This is a genomic window from Clostridium sp. UBA7791, assembly GCF_002480755.1.
GTDB classification, from domain to species: domain Bacteria; phylum Bacillota; class Clostridia; order Clostridiales; family Clostridiaceae; genus Clostridium_J; species Clostridium_J sulfidigenes.
This window is the reverse complement of the sequence record NZ_DLCT01000008.1, coordinates 42,641-62,863: the sequence shown is the minus strand read 5'-3', so window position 1 is coordinate 62,863 and position 20,223 is coordinate 42,641. Positions and strand designations below refer to the sequence as shown.

The following is a 20,223-nucleotide window of genomic DNA, read 5'->3' as shown; positions in this document are numbered from 1 at the left end:
TGTCATGAAGGATTAACTTCATGTCGACTCCCTAGAAAGGAGGTGATCCAGCCGCAGGTTCTCCTACGGCTACCTTGTTACGACTTCACCCCAATCACTAATCCCACCTTCGGCCGCTGGCTCCTTACGGTTACCTCACGGACTTCGGGTGTTACCAGCTCTCATGGTGTGACGGGCGGTGTGTACAAGGCCCGGGAACGTATTCACCGCGACATGCTGATTCGCGATTACTAGCAACTCCGGCTTCATGTAGTCGAGTTTCAGACTACAATCCGAACTGGGATGAATTTTATAGTTTGGCTCCACCTCGCGGTATTGCATCTATTTGTATTCACCATTGTAGCACGTGTGTAGCCCTAGACATAAGGGGCATGATGATTTGACGTCATCCCCACCTTCCTCCACGTTAACCGTGGCAGTCTCACTAGAGTGCTCAACTTAATGGTAGCAACTAATGATAAGGGTTGCGCTCGTTGCGGGACTTAACCCAACATCTCACGACACGAGCTGACGACAACCATGCACCACCTGTCTTCCTGCCCCGAAGGGCTTCCCCGATTAAGGGTAATTCAGGAGATGTCAAGTCTAGGTAAGGTTCTTCGCGTTGCTTCGAATTAAACCACATGCTCCGCTGCTTGTGCGGGCCCCCGTCAATTCCTTTGAGTTTTAATCTTGCGATCGTACTCCCCAGGCGGAATACTTATTGTGTTAACTGCGGCACAGAAGGAGTCGATACCTCCTACACCTAGTATTCATCGTTTACGGCGTGGACTACCAGGGTATCTAATCCTGTTTGCTCCCCACGCTTTCATGCCTCAGCGTCAGTTACAGTCCAGAAAGCCGCCTTCGCCACTGGTGTTCTTCCTAATCTCTACGCATTTCACCGCTACACTAGGAATTCCGCTTTCCTCTCCTGCACTCTAGATATCCAGTTTGAAATGCAGCACCCAAGTTGAGCTCGGGTATTTCACATCTCACTTAAACATCCGCCTACGCATCCTTTACGCCCAGTAAATCCGGACAACGCTTGCCACCTACGTATTACCGCGGCTGCTGGCACGTAGTTAGCCGTGGCTTCCTCCTCTGGTACCGTCATTATCGTCCCAGAAAACAGAACTTTACAACCCTAAGGCCTTCTTCATTCACGCGGCGTTGCTGCGTCAGGGTTTCCCCCATTGCGCAATATTCCCCACTGCTGCCTCCCGTAGGAGTCTGGACCGTGTCTCAGTTCCAATGTGGCCGATCACCCTCTCAGGTCGGCTACGCATCGTCGCCTTGGTGGGCCGTTACCTCACCAACTAGCTAATGCGCCGCGGGTCCATCTTATAGCGGATTACTCCTTTGATGTTTCTACCATGCGATAAAAACATTTCATGCGGTATTAATCTTCCTTTCGGAAGGCTATCCCCCTCTATAAGGCAGGTTACCCACGTGTTACTCACCCGTCCGCCGCTAATCCACCCCGAAGGGCTTCATCGCTCGACTTGCATGTGTTAGGCACGCCGCCAGCGTTCGTCCTGAGCCAGGATCAAACTCTCAATTTAAGATAGTGCTAGAAATTTTAATTTCGTTCAATATCTTACTCAACCTTAGTTGAGTTTCCTTTGCATTACTCTCATTCTAACTTTTAAATCGAGCTTGAATTGCTCTTTTTTCGCTGACTTGTTAAGTCATTTATTTGATAGATTTCTCTATCGGAATTAACTGGTTTTACCTTTTTCTCTGTTTAATTTTCAAAGACCATTTGGTTTTCATTACCATCGATTACTTCCGACGACTCTTACTATTTTACTAGATAATCTCTTATCTGTCAACATTTTTTTAAGAAGTTTTCCTCTTAATTTCTTGTTGTTTTCTGCCGCATCTCTCAGCGACAAGACTTATCTTATCATGATATGATAGCTTGTTTTTTTATAATAACCGCATTATGTTAAAAGAAATACATATTTCTTTTATTTCCTTATAATAGCTATATAATTCTATTACTGATACACCAGGCAATATTGTTACCAACGATTTCAGTGTTCCTTGATTTCTAATGATTATAAGTTTAAAAATCAAACTTAACTTTGCCTTTTTCTTTAAAATTACATTGCGAAATTTTAATAATTTAATATCAAGTTGAAGAGCGTGGACAAAATCCACGCTCTTCAACTTAGAGATATTATATTAATTCCAATCCTTATCAATAATATCAAACATCATTTTCCCAACTCTTGCTAAAGAACTAACTCCATAAACATTAGATGGTAAATTTCTTGACATAACAACAAATACAAAATCACCTTTTTCTAAATTTAATAACACAATATCATTTTCTATTTTTTCTAAACTTCCTGCTTTATGTGCCGTTTTAACCTTAAAATCTTTAGGCCAATAAAATGATATCCCTGTGGTTAATTGATTCCTCCTAATAACTTCTAAGATAAATTTACTATGTTCTCCATTTAACACTTTCCCCTTGCTTAATAGTGCTAAACCTTTACATAGATCATAGCTTGTAGTTATATTTTCATTATCGAAGTCTTCTTTTTCACCTGATGGATATTTTTTTATAAATGTAGATGTTAACCCCATATCATGAATGATACTGTTTATCCTATCTTTGCCTATAGTGTTTATAAGTTTACACGCTGCTGTATTATCACTTTGGATAAGCATTGCAACTATTAACTCTTTAATACTATATTGTCTACCTTCTAATTCATGTATAATACCAAAAGATCCCGAAACCTTATCATCATTTGTTATTGTTACTAATTGATCTAAAAATATATTAGTAGATTCCACTTCTTTCATTACTGCCATAGCAATAGGAAGTTTAATACAACCAGCAGCTACCATTTTAAGATCTTCATTAAACCCATAAGTATAATCGCTTTTTAAATCTGCAAAATAAAAACTATATTCCCCTTCTCTTGTCTCTAAATAACGTTTGATTTCTTTCATACATACCCTCCACATGCCAAATGGTAATATCAATTTATAACTAGTTATATTATAATTTTCTTTATATATTATGTCAAATTTCTGACTATTGTAAAAAATCAATAAAGTGATATACTTTTTAGATTATATCACTTTATTATTCATACCAAATAAGTTAATATACAGCACTTTTATGGTGTAGTATTTTAATTGTAATACATAAATGCTTATTACACATTTATATAATCCCTATATTATTCATTTAAACGTCTTATATTTACAAATACTTAACTTATTTATTTTATTTTTATATTATATATAAGTTAAGTAACTATTACCTCAGAATTGTAAAAATCAACAATTATATTCCTGCACACAAAGCTTGTGGAAAGGTAATGTAATCTACGTCCCTAGTTTTCTCTTTTCCCCTTTCTTCTATTTCTTTATAACCACCTGTCGTAAGGGATTAGTACCGTCTAATGAAATTTCTATAGTTGTAACACCTTTTTCTATAGATAAATTATAATAGGTGTCAACCTTAATAAAATCTCCATTATTTACTCTAACATAAAACTCCTCAACCATTAAACTATTCATAAATGCTCCTAAGGTAAATTTTATATAGTTATCATCATCTTCCTTTACATTAGTTTTCGCAAATATAATAGTAGGAATTTTATCTAACTCATTATTCACTTTTTCTTCATAAGGATTAATATTAAATAAAGATTCATTATCTACAAATATAGTTGGTGGAATATAACCTTTAGAAGTTTCTAATTGAGCATCCATAACATCTTTTACATATGTTATATATGAGTTTATTATAGATCCCTCATATTTACTGTTATCAATTCTTATACTGTAAGTACCTAGATGGTTATTTAATAGCTTTATAGACTTTTTATCTAAAACTCCATCTTCACTACCGCTAACCTTAAGCTGGGATAAATCTTTCTTTAAAACCTCAATGGCACTTAAAGGTTCATCACCCTCTTTAAAATATCCACCTGTAACCACATCAAACATTATCCACTTATTAAAATTAGAATCCCATACTTCTAATACAGAGTAGTTTCCATTTAATCTATATTCTCCAACTCTAACCTTTATACCTATTGAAGATAACAATTCTTGAAGCACTGTATTATAATCCTTTTGTGAAACTTTTTTACCCGACATTAGAATTTTTAAAAGCTCTTCTCCATCTTTGTTAGTATCCATATCTGAAAGGGTTATTTCCCCTTTTTCATCTAACCATTTGTTTATATCTACACATTTCATAATTTCACTAGTATTTTCACTAACTAAAGTCTCTACTTTATATTTACTTTTTAGGGTAGCTATTTCCGCTACAGTACTATCAATGTAATAAAACTTTATATTATTTCCTGAATATAAATTATCCCATTTTTCTACTTTAGCAGTATAATCATGTTCTTTGTCTCTTTGACTAAACATCCAAAATCCTACAACACTTAATATTATAACTAAAACACCTAATCCTATATTTTTTCTTTTTCTAGCTTTCAACCCATTACTCCCCTTTACATCTGCATATTGTTATATTTATATTCTATTATAAACTTTTTTCCAATAAAATAAAAGTTTTCTATACTTCATGACAAATTTTCATTCTTTAAATTATTCTATCTCTATATAAAGAAAAGAAACTCATTTTAATCTGAGTTTCTCTTCTTTATAATCACTATTTATTACATCCAGGTGCTGCCTTCAATATATCTTCACTTACGCTATCAAATTTTTTAAAGTTTTCACGGAATTGTTTAACAAGCTCGTACACTTTCTTATCATACTCTTTTTTGTCTTCCCAAGTATTTTTAGGTTTTAATATTTCAGATGGTACATTTGGAACCTCTTTAGGTATAAGAACATTAAAGTTTTCATCCTTTTCGAATTCAGCATTTCTTAAATTGCCTTCTATAGCAGCCTTAACCATAGCTCTAGTATAAGATAAATTCATTCTTTTACCTACACCATATTCTCCACCAGACCATCCAGTGTTAACAAGATATACTTCTGTATTATTTTTTATAATTCTTTCTCCTAATAGTTTAGCATATACTTCTGGTTTCATAAGCATAAAAGGTTCACCAAAACAAGCAGAGAATGTAGCTTTTGGTTTAGTTATTCCTCTTTCTGTACCAGCTAGCTTACTAGTATATCCAGACATAAAGTGATACATAGCAGCTTCTTTAGATAATTTAGATATTGGTGGTATTACACCAAAAGCATCTGCAGTTAAGAATACTACTGTATTAGGATTTCCACCAACTCCACTTATTTCAACATTTTCGATAAAATCTATAGGATATGCTCCTCTTGTATTTTCAGTTAATGAATCATCATCAAACATTGGTCTATTACTCTCATCTAAAACTACATTTTCTAGTAATGCACCAAATTTTAAAGCGTTATAAATTTCTCTTTCCTTTTCTTTATCTAACTTGATAGTTTTTGCATAGCACCCACCCTCAAAGTTAAATACACCTTCATTACACCAACCATGTTCATCATCACCAATTAATTTTCTATCCGGATCTGCAGATAAAGTCGTCTTTCCAGTTCCAGAAAGTCCAAAGAATACAGCAGTATCGCCATCTTCTCCGATATTAGCTGAACAGTGCATAGGGAATACACCCTTTTTAGGTAATAAGAAGTTCATTATAGAGAATATTGATTTCTTAATCTCTCCAGAATATTGACTTCCACCTATTAAAACAATCTTCTTTTCAAAATTAATTATTATAAAGGCTTCAGAGTTTACTCCATCCTCTTTTCCTTTAGCTTTAAAACCTGGTGCTACAATTACATTAAACTCAGGTTTAAAACTTTCTAATTGTTCTTTTTCATATCTTCTAAATAATTGATTAGACATTAGAGCTTGTGATGCCAATTCATTGACAACTCTTATATTCATGCTATACTCTTTCATTGCTCCAACATAACCATCAAATACATATAAATTCTTAGTAGATAAATAATCTATAACTTGTGAATATAAATTATTGAAAATTTCTTCTTCTATGGGTAAGTTAACCTCTCCCCAGTTAATTAAATCATTTACACTTTCTTGTCTTACGATAAATCTATCTTTAGGAGATCTTCCTGTATACTTTCCTGTTTTTACAACAAAAGCTCCACTATTAGCAAGAATTCCTTCTTCATTTTTAATAGCATGAGAAACTAACTCAGCATAGCTTAAATTTCTATAAATTTCCTTATTAGTATTAATTTTTAAATTATTTAAGTTAAAATCCATTTTACTACCCCCAAATATCTTCTAGGAATTAATGTAACACATTTTTTTAATTTCCTAATATTATAATACTACTTTTTTATAAAAATGCAACAAATATTTTATTTTTCTTTATTAAATCATATTTTATTCAGAATTATTGCAAGTCGAACTTCATTATACTGCATTTTAAATATTGTAACGGTATATAGTACATCACTTTTATCGAATTTTGCTAACTTTTAATATTTTTTTAAATCTAAATTAATATTTAAAATCATCCTTTCATTTTCAATTTAGAATGATGTCATTAATGTAGATATATGTTATAATATAAAATTGATATACTTATAAATACTTAAATTAATTTATTAAAATAACTCTGAGAAATATTTAAAGGATGTGTGAAAAATTAAGATAAATTCATTTATAGCTATAGTCACTTCAAAAATTATATTAAAATTAAGTACCAAATTATTCAAAGGGGGTTCAAACTTTCCTGGCAAAGTCGCTTTAGCCTTAGACAGAAGTATATTATCAACAGTTGCTAAAGGTTATAAAGTAATTTTAATCACAGGTACTAACGGTAAAACTACAACCACTAGCATGATTTATAATATTCTTAATAAAGCCGGTAAAAATGCTATAACAAATAATACTGGAGCTAATATGAATACTGGAATAGTTGCGTCTTTCATTTCTAATTTCAAATTTTCTAATAAGAATAAAGATATGTACGCAGTTATCGAAGTAGATGAGGCTTACCTTAAATTCATAACAGAATATATAAAACCTGAAATAATTACTGTAACTAATCTATTTAGAGATCAGTTAGATAGATATGGAGAGGTACATACTACTTATAATAAAATTTTAGAAGGAATACATAAATCTCCTCAATCTCTACTTGTTCTAAATGGCGATGAATCTCTACTAGGTAAAATTGATGCCAATAATCCTGTAGTTTACTATGGCTTTAATGTTCCTATTAAAGAAAATACAGTTTTAAATGTAAATGCAGACAGCAAGTTCTGTAAATTCTGTAAGACTCCTTATAGTTACGAATTTATTACTTACAATCATCTAGGAAAATACTTTTGTGCAAATTGTGGGTATGAAAGACCTGAACTTAAATATCATATTGATGAAGTAGCAGCTTTAACTACCGAAGGCTCAGAAGTTGTTGTTAATGAAGAAAGTTACTTTATAAATCAATCTGGAGAATATAACATATATAATGCTATTTGCGCATTATCTGTAACACTAGAATTGGGTATAGAATCAACTTCAATTAAAGCATCTTTACAAAACCAAAAGAGCACTTTTGGAAGGCAAGAGAGTCTAAATATAAATGGAAAAGAAGTAAAAATAATTCTTGTAAAAAATCCTGCTGGTTATAACCAAGCTATAAACACTTTGCTTCTTAATAATAAACCTATAAATTTAGTATTGATGTTAAATGATAATTATGCCGATGGTACAGATGTTTCATGGATATGGGATGTAGATTTTGAAAAATTAAATTCACTAGAAATAAATGATATTATAATCTCTGGTATACGTCTTTATGATATGGCTGTAAGACTAAAGATTGCTAATCTTAAAGAAGAAAACTTTAAAATCTGCGAATCCGATGATGAGCTTATAAATAATATAATAAGTGCTGAAGCAGAAACCACATATGTACTTGTTACATATACTGCTATGTTACATCTTAGAAAGTTATTGCACAGTAAAGGCTATATAAATAAAATTTGGTAAGGTTAAGGTGAGTTTATGGAAATTAATATATGTCATTTATATCCTGATTTATTGAATGTTTATGGTGATATTGGAAATATTCTAATTCTTAAACATAGGGCTGAGAAAAGAGGAATAAATGTTATAATAAGAAACGTATCAATAGGTGATGCATTTAACCCTGAAGATTTTGATATAGTGTTCTTCGGAGGTGGTCAAGATTATGAACAGTCCATAGTTTCTAAAGACTTAGTAGAAACTAAGAAACAAGGGATTACCGATTATATAGAATCTGGAAAAGTATTTATATGCATATGTGGAGGATATCAACTTTTAGGAAAAACCTACGAAACTTCTACAGGTGAGATTTTAGAAGGATTGGGTATATTAGATATTTATACCAAAGCTTCTAATGAAAGATTAATAGGCAATTCAATTATATATAATGAATTCTTTAATGAAACCTACGTAGGATTTGAAAATCATTCAGGTAAAACTTACATTGGTGATTTAAAACCTCTTGGTATAGTGAAATACGGATTCGGTAACAATGGTGAAGATAAAAAAGAAGGTTGTGTTTATAAAAATACTTTCTGCACTTATTTTCATGGAAGCCTACTATCTAAAAACCCCGAGCTTACAGATAGACTTTTATCTTTAGCCATAAAAAATAAGTATGATGAAGTTGAACTTTCCCCTTTAAATGATTCCTTCGAAATTAAAGCTAAAGATCATATTATAAAAAGATTTATAAAATAAAAATAGGTTGTTTCAAAGTGATTAAAAATCATTTTGCAACAACCTATTTTCATATTAAATCCTGATAAATAAAATTACTAACTAATAAAAACTTTTATCCATCTTAAAGGCCAAACTAAAATATTTTATTGAATCATTAACATTTCCCATATCATGATACATGGTACCTATCTTCATATACCTTTTACATATTTCACTCTTAGTTCCATATTTCATCAGAGCATCTAAAGAAAGCATCATATACGTTTCAGCCATTATATAATTCTTCTTCCTTTCGAATATCATGGCTTTATAGTAGTATGCTTTTTCCATTATGGGAACAAGCTCTAGTTCAATAGATAAATCTAGGACTTCTTCTATATAGTTTAACACTAAATCGTAGTAACCATACTCTATCAAACTTTTAACCCCATCAATTAAAAATTCACATAACTGCTCTTTATCACTTCTTGGATATTCACTCAATGCCCTTTCTACATAGTCTAAAGCCTCGTCTTTAATTCCATTTTCAAACATAGCTTTTGCAAGATCATAATACGCTCTTGCTTTTTTATCTAGCAAGTTATCATATCTTTTTAAAGCTTGCTCTTCATAGTATTTAACTTCATCGCCACCTAAATAAATTTCTATAATAGCTAGCACTTTATATATTTCTGCATTTACATACTCATTTTTATTAAATGAAAGTATTTCCTTTAAATCTTCACTAACTTTTTTTGCTTTAATTATATTATTACACATTATATAAATTACTACTTGATTATAAGTTGCCTTTATATATTCTACTGAGTCTTTTTTATCTAATTCAATAAGTTTCTTCCTTACTGTTGATATATAACTACCCGCTTGAGAGCATTCACCATTAGTATATAAATATTTTGCTATATACATATAATAATTAATATGTAAAATTTCATCTTTAGACTTTTGACAAGAATTATAATATCTAGGTATAGTAGTACTTAATTCTGCTGACATACCGTGATTCAAATAGTATTCAAATAGTATTTGAAATAGTTTACAACTCAAATCGTAATAGTGATACTTTTCTGCATAATCTACATTGTATAGTACATCTTCTAAAGAAATTAATGGCGTCATAGAATTAAATTTTTCAATATTTGCTTCTATCTGTTCTCTTACACCATGTTTTAAATACTCCATATCTAATCCAAGCTTATCTACAATAATTTCTAGAATCCAATCTTCTGGATCAACCTTATTGTTTTCTATACAACTCATTTTAGAAACGGAAATTTTATCTTCACATATATCTTTTAAAGTTAGACCTTTATATATTCTGGTCCTCTTTATTTTTTCTCCAGCCGATAATATTTCCATAGTTATCCCCCATTTTTAAAAATCCGTTAAGCATTTTGTTTCTTCAAGAATCTTAACCCCTTCATCTAAATATTTTCCAGCTTCTTCTTCTCTTCCTAAGTCCATGTAGAATTTTCCTAAGGCAATAGCAATTTCAGCACTTTCCTTATGATAATTCATTTTTTCTGTATAGTTTAAAGCATCTATTAAAGTTCTTTCTGCTTCTTCATACTTCTTCTCTAGTAACTCAATTTTATATTTAAGAATATGGTACTTGTACATTAAAGTACAATCTGTTACACTTAAATTTTGCATATTAGATACTATCTGTTCTAGTACCTTTTTTGCATTTATTTCATCTTTTAATTTTATATAGTTATTACAAATCAACATTAAAGTATTAACAGTAGATTCCTCAGAAAGCCTTTCTTTAATAGCTTTAGCATCTAAAAGATATTCAAAGGACCTGTCTACATATCCATATTCTGAAAACATTTCTCCTAACCCTGACATTAAATCTGTAATTAAAATACTTTGTTGTCTAGTTCTAAAGAGATTCAAACTTTTTTCAGTGTATGCAATAGCCTGGTTTAAGTTACCCTCTTTAAACCTTACTTGTCCAATCTTCATAAATGATTCTCCATAGTTCCTCGAATCCTTTAGTTTTAAAAGTTTTTCTTCAGCATATTTCATATACTCTATTGCTTCTTTATCAATTCCCATTTTATTAAGAGTTTTGCTTATGTAATAATAAACCTTACCCATAGCAACTTCATTATATACATCACTTTCTTCAAACACCTTCTCTGCTTGTTGAAAATAGCTATATGCAGAATGATATGCATCAAGTTCAAGAGTAATTTTGCCTAGAAGCATAAATACTTTAATAATTTCGTCACTACAATTATATTTAATATATATATTATTAGCTGAAAGTAGTAACTCCTGAGCTTCATCATATTCTTTTTTCTTTTCATGTATTAAGGCTTTTAAATACAAATTAGTTGCCATATTTAATTCAAGATCATATTTTTCAATATATAAAAATGAATCTTCTAATGCCTTCCAAGCTATCTCCAAATTATTATTTAATATATTAGATTCCGCGATATTTTGATAGTATATACAAATCTTGCCTGCTTGCGTTTCTTCAGTCTCCATAAGGTGTTCTACCGAAACTTTTAATGCACCTGCTAAATATTCTAACAAGTCCATGCTAGGATTAGATTTACCTGATTCAATTAAACTTATTTGACCAGCAGTTATTCTATCTCCAGCCAGATTTTTTAGAGTTAAATCAAGCTCCTTTCTCCTTTTTTTTATTTTTTCTCCTAAAGATAAAATTTCCATAAATTCATCCTCTTCTCTTAGCAAATGCTTCCTAATTACTTCAGATAATTATACCCCTATATTGTATCATAAACAAACAAAATACACAAAAATAAATGTCTTAAATTTTTATTAAATGTGCGTTAATTTAATCAGTTTTATTGTATTATATTAAACTTTATTTAAAATAAAGATAACTAGAGCAGAAAATCTGCTCTAGCTATCTTAAAGGAACCATTGCTTTATTAAACATATCTTCAGCTCTATGTTGAAATCTCTTAGCCTTTTTCCTTAATTTTCTTTTAGTTCTTCCATCCATTGAAGGCATTACGTAATTAACAGCTAAGGCTAAACTTGCTATCAACACCATAATCTTTAATAACATTTTCATAAAATACACATCCCTTCTCATTGTATACTTATCCACCTGGAATTCCATAGAATTTTCCATATAAATAAATATTTTAGGTTACAATAATATTTACTTATTCATAATTAGTAGATCTTAAGTATGTTTATAGGATGCACATATTTCTAATTTATATGCCTATAATTAATTTATTTTAAGTTTTGAATTAATTCTAATATAATTTTATCCTTAACCTCTATAGGTACACATTTTAAATATTTTTCTCTCTCATTTATATCTATACTATTTAAGTGTTCTATTATTCTGGTAATGTGACATTTATCTTCAATTCCTATATTACTATGAACATCTAGAGACATAACGTTACTAATATTTTTCTTAATAATTTTAGAAAGTTTATTTTTAGCGTCACTAGTAGCAACCCTTAAAGTATTATTTTCAACAGCTTTATCTACTACAGAATCAAATTCTACCCCAGCACCACTTTTTGCCAACTCATCTGCAATATCATTATATAAATCATTAGTATGACTATCTACCTTAACAAATATAATGTTTATATTACCTTCTTTTTTTAACTTGTTAATAACTTCATAGTATTCCTTTGATAAAACTGTATTTCTCTCCCATGCGCCTGTTGCATGTTGACAGACTCCTGCATAATCATAAAATAATACTATTTCTCTATAGTTATTATCTAATGCATATTTTACACCATTTATAGCAGCCTTCAGCTCTCCATTTACTTGCCTTTGATTGCACTGATTATTCTTGCCTCCACCATAGTTGACATATGTAATTATATCCTTTTCAACTACAAGTACCCCATATCCAAACTCTTCTGTAGATATGTTATAGCTTCCATCAACATATATATGAGGCACATCTAAAGGATAGTTGTCCACACCTTTCTTTAATTCTGAACTATTATCTAAATAATCTTTTGCCTCTTTTTCTGTTAAAAAACTCTTATATATAGCACCTTTCGCTCCTTTTACATAGGAAAGACACTCACTCCAACTTTTAACAATAATATTATTAACGTCTACATTATTATTAAAATCTCTTCCTTTTTTTATCGCATAATATTTAGTTGCCATAATAACCCCTACCTTAAACGTAGATTTATTTAGTAAAAAATACTATAGACTTTTTTATAGATATTCTTACTACATCTACCATTTTTCTTATTTCTTTTGCTCCAAACTTGTCATTTAGTAAAGTCATAGCTTCTCTAGAAACCTCTATAATATTGCTCTGGCCTTCCCAATTATCAAGAATTATTTCTTCTGGAATATCACAAAGCACCTTTTGAAGTATAAAGAATGTAACTGCTAAATCATCAATCTTACCTATAATAGGTAATGTATCTGGTAATATATCTAAAGGAAACAAAAGATATCCTAAAGCAATAGATATATTAAACTTTACCTCTTTTACTACTCTTTTGTCCTTATATAACCTCATAAATAAAGCAATTATATCTGGTATCATCACTACATAGGGATACATCTTTTCATATTTTGCAGAAAATCTTTCTTTAAATTCTTTTCTAAACCTTCTATAAGTATACTCTTTATGATTATCTAAATTTTTTTTATTAGATTCTACACTGGAAATTGGCACTTCTTCTTTTTTTTCTTCATTTTTATCATTAGATTTATCATTTTCATTTTTAAAATTAAAATTACTAACCTCTGCTTCAAGACCATATGGGATTATAGATAAATCTTCTAATTTAAAATCAACCATCGGTATAACTTTACATAACTTGTATAAATCTATAATTATCGTATCATCAGTAAACTCTATGCCAAAATTAGCTACTTTTGAGCTAATTACTTTTAATGCCACATTTACAATGCCTTTAAATATTTTAAGACTTTTTACATTAATTTTATCTATACTTAAATATAGTTTATTATTCTCAACTTTGTTTATAGATATATCAACAGAAAAAGGAATAGATACTTTATGCTTATAACTTCCAACTACATTAATATTTTTATCTACTAATATTTTGTCAATTTTAAGTCCTTCAACGGGTACATAGTCTCTTAATACATCTACAACAATACTGTATAAATCTTTTTCTGTTATTGAAATCTTTATATTAGATATCTTCATTTTACTTTACCTCCAACTGTACTTTAATCATAATAGAAACAGAGTTTCTTGTTTCAGATGGGGTTTTTACTCCCTCTGAATAGACATCCTTATCCAAGGACGTAGCAACTCCTTACCCCCACCTTGAAGAAGATGAAAGTATTAGAGCTGGTAGTCATCGGGTAAAATATATATACGCCAAATTTCTATATCAAAACCAAAAGGACATACCTCAATTATACAGCATAATTAAAAACAGTACATCCCTCAATCTATATATTTATTAAATTACACATTGGATAATTAAATTAATTTTTTCCAACAAATTAATTTCATAAAATTTTACTGGTTTTCTAGTTTCATGATCATATAGTACTCTTATTATAGGCCTATCGGGGAACCCTTTGTTCTGACTTATAACATACCCTTCTACTCCATTAGAAAGTTTAACACAACATCCTAATGGATATACTGAAAATGTTTCTTTAAATGTGCGTACTAATTTTTCATCAAACTGACTTCCTGATCCAGAAAGTATAAGCTCATAAGCTTGATTAGGCTGAAATTTTTTTCTATAGCTTCTATTACTAGTTACCGCATCATATACATCGCATATTCCTACGATCTTACCAAATCTTGAAATTTGATCCCCTTGCAATCCATAGGGATATCCTTTTCCATTAATTTTTTCATGATGCTGCTCCACTCCTTCAATTGCACTAGCTGGAATTTTATAATTTTTACTCAATATTTCTCCACCATAAATTGGGTGTTTCTTCATGATTTCAAACTCCTCATCAGAAAGCTTCCCATTTTTATTAATTATACCTGCAGGCACTTTTATTTTTCCTACATCATGCAACATTCCACATATACCCAAATCTCGCACTGCCCACTTTTTCATTCCAAGGCTCATTCCTAAAAACACTGACATAATTCCAGTATTTATACTATGCAAAAATGTGTAGTTATCATGAGTTTTTACATCATTTAAACACTTATTCACATCTTCAATTTCCATTATATAATTCAATAACTGATCCATATTTTCTAAATATTCATCTCCACATGAACCGACTATACTTCCTATACCCCTTGATATGTTCTTTAAACTTTTAATAGTGGCTTGTTTTAGTATTATTAGCTTCTCATCTACTACGTCGATATCTTCTAATCGTTCATCCTCAAGATAAACATAATATACTCCTAGCTCTTCAAGTCTTTTTATGTATACACTGTTAAGACTCATACCAGCTTTTAACAATATTCTTCCATCATCACCATATACATGTTTACCAAGTATATCTGATTCATTAACTCTACATATATGTTCTAATCTCATGATTCTCCCCCAATTATGTACTATTGATATTCCTCACATTTTCCTTCTATATCAATAAAAACTTTTTCTAAAGCTTCCTTAATTCTTGTACATACATTGTTTAATCTATTATTTAGCACATTATGATCTTCATCATAATCAAAGGTAACAATCCATGTGGGATTAAATTCCTCATCATAAATTTCTATAGAGTCAACCAAATCAGTTAAACTTTCATCATCGAACAAATCATATATGGCTGAAAATTCCCACTCCTCTACATCTTTATTGGTATCAAAATATAAATTTACCTTTTCGCCATCATAAAATAGTTTAGTAATATATTCTGCACCTTCATTAACCTCATAGCTTCCAAGCTCTCTTGTAAAAAATTTTGTCTCTTTATCCTTTTCCATTAATACAATAGCAGAAAATTCCATTATCATACCCTCCTAATATTATGTAATTTATTTACATAAATTACTTTAAATGCTATAATTGATTATATCCTTAAAGGAGTGTGAATTATGAATCTTGTAAAAAATCTTAAAAAATTCAAAACTCTTTCCCTCATATCTTTAATTATTATAATTACTATTTATATAATTATTTTTAGTTACACTAACTTTAAATGTAAAAATTTAGATTATGCTATAAAAAAATATTCCACTTCTGGTATTTTTAATAAATATAAATTATATTCCTTAGAAGACTTTAACATTAAGTTTTCAGATGGTAATATATGTATTGCAGAAGTAAATGGTATAGAAGGAAAAAGCCCATATAAAACCACGACTTATAATCTTCACTTGGTAAAACATAAGTCTGGCAAATGGAAACTATCTGAAATTTCTCCTAATAACAATTGATTTTTCCCATAAACACAACTATTTTAGTATACCTTAGTAACCATAAATATACAACAATAAACAACTCCCCTTAAGATAATATTTATCGTTACCTTAAGGGGAGCATTTGTTCTTCCTATCTTATTTCTGCTAATACACTTAATAAGTAATCATACATTCTATCTAGTGAAGAAATACTTACATGCTCATCCGGTGTGTGAACATCAAAAATATTTGGCCCAAAGGAAATCTGATCTATATTCCCATTAAATTTATCTCCAATTAATCCACATTCAAGTCCTGCATGAATTGCAGATATCTCTGCTTTATTACCAAATTTATTTTCGTAAACTTGTTCAAATACAGTTCTAACTTTAGAATCTGGATTATACTGCCACTCAGGATAATCTGATTCAAGTTCTATAACACAATTCATTATTTCTGCAAGTACTGTCATTCGATCTACAATTGATTTTTTTAAAGAAGCTACTGAACTTCTAACTGCATTGTCAAATTCTACAGCTTCACTAGTAGTAGTTACCACACCTACATTGGTAGAACTCTGTACTAACCCTGGTATTGCCATACTCATAGTTTGAACTCCATTTGGTAATAAGAATAATGTTCTTATTACTTTCTGTCTAGTATCATCGCAGAATACTTTATCTACAGACTTAGTAATTTCATAGGTTAATTTCAAATCATCATCTATACCTTGTAATTCATTTATAAATATAGATGACCATTCTTTTACTTTTCCTTCAACTTTAACTATATCTTCTGGTCTTACAGCTATAATAGCATCTGCTTCTCTTGGAATAGCATTCATTTTAGCTCCTCCATTTAAAGATGCTAGTTTAAAGTCTACAACTGAATTAAGATCCATTAAGAATCTACCCATCATTTTATTGGCATTTCCTCTTTCTTTCTTAATTTCCATACCAGAGTGTCCGCCTTTAAGTCCTCTTATTTTAATAGCTAATGAACTATAGTTTCCTTCTATATTTTCATAATTTGTTGGCACAGAGAACTTAAGTCTAACTCCTCCTGCACAACTTACTAATAGTACTCCTTCTTCTTCAGAGTCTATATTTATTAGTATTCTTCCATTTAAATGTTCTGGATTTAAATTTGTAGCTCCACCCATTCCTGTTTCTTCTTCAGTAGTAATCAATACTTCTATAGGAGGGTGAGCTATTGTTTTATTATCAAGAATTGCAAGAGCATAAGCTACTGCAATACCATTATCCGCTCCTAATGTAGTTCCATTAGCCTTTATAAAATCACCGTCTATAATAAATTCTATTGGATCTTTTTCAAAGTCATGTTCAGTTCCTTGATTTTTTTCACAAACCATATCCATATGCCCTTGTAAAATCACTGTTGGAGCATTTTCATAACCACTAGTAGCTGGCTTCTTAATAATAACATTTAGTGCTTCATCTTGTATAACTTCTAAATTTCTGTCCTTGGCAAACTTAACTAACCAATCGCTAACAGCCTTTTCATTTCCTGAACCTCTTGGTATTTCATTCATCTCTTTAAAAAATTTGATTGCCTCAAAGCTTTTTAAGTTTTTTAATGTTTCTATCATTTTAATCATCCTTTCCTTAAAAGAAAATCATCTTTAATCCAAATAATATCAAAATTATGCCTCCTATATAATCAGCATATTTTCTTAATATATGGATTTTTCTTAGATACTTTGCTATTATAAATGCTAATATGCTCATAAAAAATGTTATCATACCAACAATAGCAGTAAAGAGTGTTAAGGTTACCATACTTTCTATCCTTGAGAAAGCAATAAATCCAATTACTATTGCATCAATGCTCACAGATATCCCTAAAATGAAGTACATTTTAAAGGTTATGACAATACTTTCTTCTTTTTCTATCATACCTTCCTTTATCATAAGTATACCAACTATTGCAATAACTATTCCCCCCATAACTGCAGGGACGGAAGCAATATTCTCTGTAAATATTTTACCACCAAATCCTCCTAAAATAGAAAACAAAAATTGGAAAAATCCAAAAGAAATTGCAAAAGAAAACTTTTGTCTTGCCTTAGCCCCTCTATTTAAGCCAATAGCTATTGCAATACCAAAAGCATCTAATGAAACTGCTAAGGCTATGAATAGCAATTCTTCTATTGCCATAAAAGACCTCCTACAAATACAATAATTTAATATTATCATAAATTTATATTTTCAATAACAACATTAATATTAATATTATAATTCTAACTTTTCAAAATTATGATTATAAATTAAATTATTTGTACTATAATAATTATTACTTTTAAATATACAGTTGTCAATTAGAAATATAGTGTTAAAATATATTCATGAGTTTTATTATATGAGGTGATAACATTGATTACAATATTTAAAAGTGATACCTCGGGCCGTCTCACAGAAATCGATTCTATAGAACATGGCTCTTGGATTAGTATGATTAATCCATCCGATGAAGAAGTTCTTTTAATTACACAAAAACTTAATATTCCTCAAGATTTTATAAGAGCTGCATTAGATGAAGAAGAAGGTTCAAGAATAGAATTTGAGAATAATGCTACTCTTGTAATTATAGATATTCCATTCACTGAAATGGATGATAATTCATTAACTTACGATACATATCCACTAGCAATAATATATACCGAAAGCGTAATTATAACTGTATGTCTTAAAAATAGTCCTGTATTATCAGATTTTACCATTGAAAAAATCTCTTCATTTTATACTTTTAAGAAGGTCAGATTTATGCTTCAAATATTATATAGAGCATCAAATTACTATTTATTATACCTAAGACAAATAAATAGAAAGAGTCTTTTGGTTGAAAAAACCCTTTATAAATCTTTAAAAAACAGAGAATTAATTCAATTATTTGCTCTTCAAAAGTCCTTAGTATATTTCTCTACATCTTTGAAATCTAATGATTTAACCTTAGAAAAACTTTTAAAGCAGGAAATCCTTACAAAATATGATGAGGATAGAGATATTTTAGATGATGTTATGATAGAAAATCGTCAAGCTATAGAAATGTGTAGTATATATAGTGATGTCCTCACTGGTACTATGGATGTATTTGCTTCTATAATTTCTAATAATCAAAACCAAGTTATGAAATACTTAACATCTGTAACTATAGTTATTTCTATTCCAACTTTAATATCAGGTCTTTTAGGTATGAATGTAGGTGGAATACCTTTTTTCAACGCCTCTGATGGATTTCTGTATATGTGTATAATTGTAGGATTAATAACTTTAGCCGTTACCTACTATCTTAGAAAAAAAGATATGTTTTAAATAATAAAAACCAATAGAAATCTAGTATGTAATTATGAAGGTATTTATGGATAATTATATACTAGATTTTATATTGAATCCCCTTTTGTAACATTCCCTAATTATATTTCATATACTATATTTGATAATATTTTTATATGAGGTATATAATGCAATATATTAATGTTCCCTTTAATATTCCTACAAGAGTAGATGACATGATGAATTCTGAAGATAATATGTCAGCCTATGTTAGGGTTGCTCACATTGCAGCTAGAGCCCCTGATATAGATATTTATGTAAATGATAAACTAACAATACCTGATCTTGAGTATAGAGATTTTACAACCTATATTAAACTCCCTTCTGGAACTTATAACATAAAGGTGTATAGAGCTAATAATACTGATTTTCCCTTGGCAGATGTTGATATTTTTATAGCACCCAAAAGTGTAACTACTATTGTAGCTTACATGCAAAGAAGAATGTTAAGCTTATACCCTGTGGATGAAACTCCGTTAACCTCTACAACTGATGGTAAAGCTAAAATTAGAATTGCTCAGTTTATTGAAAACATTCCACCTGTAGATGTAGTTCTTTCTAATGGTACTGTACTTTATAAAAATGTAAACTTTAAGGACATAAGAAATTATATTGAACTACCTATTGGTAGATATACTATGCTATTAAAATTAGCTAATACAGATATTGATATGTTATATGTTCCCAATATAAATCTAAAATCAGATAAATACTATACTCTTTATTTGATTGGTTTAGTTACTAATTTCCCAACACCACAGATGTTAATTCCTTTAGATGGAATAAGTTATTTAAATATATAAATTTTGTTTCTTTAGTCCCTAAATCTTTATTAATTAATCTTTACACATTAACGTAAAAGCTAGCCCACACAAACTAGCCTTTACGTTTAATTTTTATTTACC

17 protein-coding genes and 1 rRNA gene are annotated in these 20,223 nt (G+C 29.9%); 5 read left to right on the top strand and 13 right to left on the bottom strand.

What is annotated here, in order from left to right:
• Positions 1–35: 35 nt before the first annotated feature.
• The 4 genes from B3Z56_RS13535 to pckA all read right to left on the bottom strand — a co-directional run bounded on the left by B3Z56_RS13535 (position 36) and on the right by pckA (position 6,211).
• A 16S ribosomal RNA gene (locus tag B3Z56_RS13535) occupies positions 36–1,544 on the bottom strand.
• Between the two features lie 625 nt (positions 1,545–2,169).
• Positions 2,170–2,949 (bottom strand): serine hydrolase, encoded by a 780-nt coding sequence (locus tag B3Z56_RS13530; RefSeq protein ID WP_346849209.1) that lies wholly within the window; start codon positions 2,947–2,949, stop codon positions 2,170–2,172.
• Positions 2,950–3,363: 414 nt separating this feature from the next.
• The gene (locus B3Z56_RS13525; RefSeq protein WP_346849210.1) at positions 3,364–4,461 is read right to left on the bottom strand and encodes a hypothetical protein; all 1,098 of its coding nucleotides are present in this window, start codon (positions 4,459–4,461) and stop codon (positions 3,364–3,366) included.
• A 175-nt stretch (positions 4,462–4,636) separates the two neighbouring features.
• Positions 4,637–6,211 (bottom strand): phosphoenolpyruvate carboxykinase (ATP), encoded by a 1,575-nt coding sequence (gene pckA, locus B3Z56_RS13520; protein ID WP_346877813.1) that lies wholly within the window; start codon positions 6,209–6,211, stop codon positions 4,637–4,639.
• Between the two features lie 387 nt (positions 6,212–6,598).
• Between pckA and B3Z56_RS13515 the strand changes: the two genes are divergently transcribed.
• On the top strand, positions 6,599–7,948 hold the full coding sequence (locus tag B3Z56_RS13515; RefSeq protein WP_346849255.1) for a Mur ligase family protein: 1,350 nt from the start codon (positions 6,599–6,601) through the stop codon (positions 7,946–7,948).
• Positions 7,949–7,963: 15 nt separating this feature from the next.
• Entirely contained in the window at positions 7,964–8,686 is a 723-nt protein-coding gene (locus B3Z56_RS13510) for a type 1 glutamine amidotransferase (RefSeq protein WP_346849212.1), read from the top strand.
• A gap of 81 nt (positions 8,687–8,767) precedes the next feature.
• Here the strand turns inward: B3Z56_RS13510 and B3Z56_RS13505 are convergent, their stop codons facing one another.
• From B3Z56_RS13505 to B3Z56_RS13475, 7 genes are all read right to left on the bottom strand, one after another.
• The gene (locus tag B3Z56_RS13505) at positions 8,768–10,027 is read right to left on the bottom strand and encodes an XRE family transcriptional regulator (RefSeq protein ID WP_346849213.1); all 1,260 of its coding nucleotides are present in this window, start codon (positions 10,025–10,027) and stop codon (positions 8,768–8,770) included.
• A 15-nt stretch (positions 10,028–10,042) separates the two neighbouring features.
• Entirely contained in the window at positions 10,043–11,356 is a 1,314-nt protein-coding gene (locus tag B3Z56_RS13500; protein WP_346849214.1) for a helix-turn-helix transcriptional regulator, read from the bottom strand.
• 199 nt (positions 11,357–11,555) lie between these two features.
• Complete coding sequence (locus tag B3Z56_RS13495; protein ID WP_156964390.1) at positions 11,556–11,726, bottom strand: hypothetical protein; 171 nt, start codon at positions 11,724–11,726, stop codon at positions 11,556–11,558.
• A gap of 167 nt (positions 11,727–11,893) precedes the next feature.
• Positions 11,894–12,805, bottom strand: a complete 912-nt coding sequence (locus B3Z56_RS13490) for a ribonuclease H family protein (protein ID WP_346878985.1) — start codon at positions 12,803–12,805, stop codon at positions 11,894–11,896.
• 25 nt (positions 12,806–12,830) lie between these two features.
• On the bottom strand, positions 12,831–13,832 hold the full coding sequence (locus B3Z56_RS13485; protein WP_346849216.1) for a YkvA family protein: 1,002 nt from the start codon (positions 13,830–13,832) through the stop codon (positions 12,831–12,833).
• A 262-nt stretch (positions 13,833–14,094) separates the two neighbouring features.
• The gene (locus tag B3Z56_RS13480) at positions 14,095–15,153 is read right to left on the bottom strand and encodes an HD-GYP domain-containing protein (RefSeq protein WP_346878984.1); all 1,059 of its coding nucleotides are present in this window, start codon (positions 15,151–15,153) and stop codon (positions 14,095–14,097) included.
• 20 nt (positions 15,154–15,173) lie between these two features.
• Positions 15,174–15,572, bottom strand: coding sequence for a DUF6762 family protein (locus B3Z56_RS13475; RefSeq protein WP_346849218.1), 399 nt, complete (start codon positions 15,570–15,572; stop codon positions 15,174–15,176).
• An 87-nt stretch (positions 15,573–15,659) separates the two neighbouring features.
• Here B3Z56_RS13475 and B3Z56_RS13470 point away from each other — a divergent pair, with 87 nt between their 5' ends.
• Positions 15,660–16,001, top strand: coding sequence for a hypothetical protein (locus tag B3Z56_RS13470; RefSeq protein ID WP_346849219.1), 342 nt, complete (start codon positions 15,660–15,662; stop codon positions 15,999–16,001).
• Positions 16,002–16,116: 115 nt separating this feature from the next.
• Here the strand turns inward: B3Z56_RS13470 and B3Z56_RS13465 are convergent, their stop codons facing one another.
• Both B3Z56_RS13465 and B3Z56_RS13460 read right to left on the bottom strand, forming a co-directional pair.
• Positions 16,117–17,571: an aminoacyl-histidine dipeptidase gene (locus B3Z56_RS13465; protein WP_414633085.1), complete on the bottom strand. Its 1,455-nt coding sequence runs from the start codon at positions 17,569–17,571 to the stop codon at positions 16,117–16,119.
• Between the two features lie 19 nt (positions 17,572–17,590).
• The gene (locus B3Z56_RS13460; protein ID WP_035135592.1) at positions 17,591–18,142 is read right to left on the bottom strand and encodes a manganese efflux pump MntP family protein; all 552 of its coding nucleotides are present in this window, start codon (positions 18,140–18,142) and stop codon (positions 17,591–17,593) included.
• A 216-nt stretch (positions 18,143–18,358) separates the two neighbouring features.
• On the opposite strand from B3Z56_RS13460, the gene B3Z56_RS13455 reads away from it, so the two are divergent.
• On the top strand, positions 18,359–19,297 hold the full coding sequence (locus tag B3Z56_RS13455) for a magnesium transporter CorA family protein (protein WP_035135590.1): 939 nt from the start codon (positions 18,359–18,361) through the stop codon (positions 19,295–19,297).
• A 149-nt stretch (positions 19,298–19,446) separates the two neighbouring features.
• Complete coding sequence (locus tag B3Z56_RS13450; protein ID WP_346849221.1) at positions 19,447–20,121, top strand: DUF4397 domain-containing protein; 675 nt, start codon at positions 19,447–19,449, stop codon at positions 20,119–20,121.
• Positions 20,122–20,223 lie beyond the last annotated feature (102 nt).

Excerpts from the sequence above, each read along its gene's own strand:
- pckA (WP_346877813.1), bottom strand. The coding sequence starts at position 6,211 with ATGGATTTTAACTTAAATAATTTAAAAATTAATACTAATAAGGAAATT.
- B3Z56_RS13530 (WP_346849209.1), bottom strand. The coding sequence starts at position 2,949 with ATGAAAGAAATCAAACGTTATTTAGAGACAAGAGAAGGGGAATATAGT.
- B3Z56_RS13470 (WP_346849219.1), top strand. The coding sequence starts at position 15,660 with ATGAATCTTGTAAAAAATCTTAAAAAATTCAAAACTCTTTCCCTCATA.
- B3Z56_RS13475 (WP_346849218.1), bottom strand. The coding sequence starts at position 15,572 with ATGGAATTTTCTGCTATTGTATTAATGGAAAAGGATAAAGAGACAAAA.
- B3Z56_RS13495 (WP_156964390.1), bottom strand. The coding sequence starts at position 11,726 with ATGAAAATGTTATTAAAGATTATGGTGTTGATAGCAAGTTTAGCCTTA.
- B3Z56_RS13490 (WP_346878985.1), bottom strand. The coding sequence starts at position 12,805 with ATGGCAACTAAATATTATGCGATAAAAAAAGGAAGAGATTTTAATAAT.
- B3Z56_RS13480 (WP_346878984.1), bottom strand. The coding sequence starts at position 15,153 with ATGAGATTAGAACATATATGTAGAGTTAATGAATCAGATATACTTGGT.
- B3Z56_RS13510 (WP_346849212.1), top strand. The coding sequence starts at position 7,964 with ATGGAAATTAATATATGTCATTTATATCCTGATTTATTGAATGTTTAT.
- B3Z56_RS13485 (WP_346849216.1), bottom strand. The coding sequence starts at position 13,832 with ATGAAGATATCTAATATAAAGATTTCAATAACAGAAAAAGATTTATAC.
- B3Z56_RS13500 (WP_346849214.1), bottom strand. The coding sequence starts at position 11,356 with ATGGAAATTTTATCTTTAGGAGAAAAAATAAAAAAAAGGAGAAAGGAG.
- B3Z56_RS13505 (WP_346849213.1), bottom strand. The coding sequence starts at position 10,027 with ATGGAAATATTATCGGCTGGAGAAAAAATAAAGAGGACCAGAATATAT.
- B3Z56_RS13460 (WP_035135592.1), bottom strand. The coding sequence starts at position 18,142 with ATGGCAATAGAAGAATTGCTATTCATAGCCTTAGCAGTTTCATTAGAT.
- B3Z56_RS13450 (WP_346849221.1), top strand. The coding sequence starts at position 19,447 with ATGCAATATATTAATGTTCCCTTTAATATTCCTACAAGAGTAGATGAC.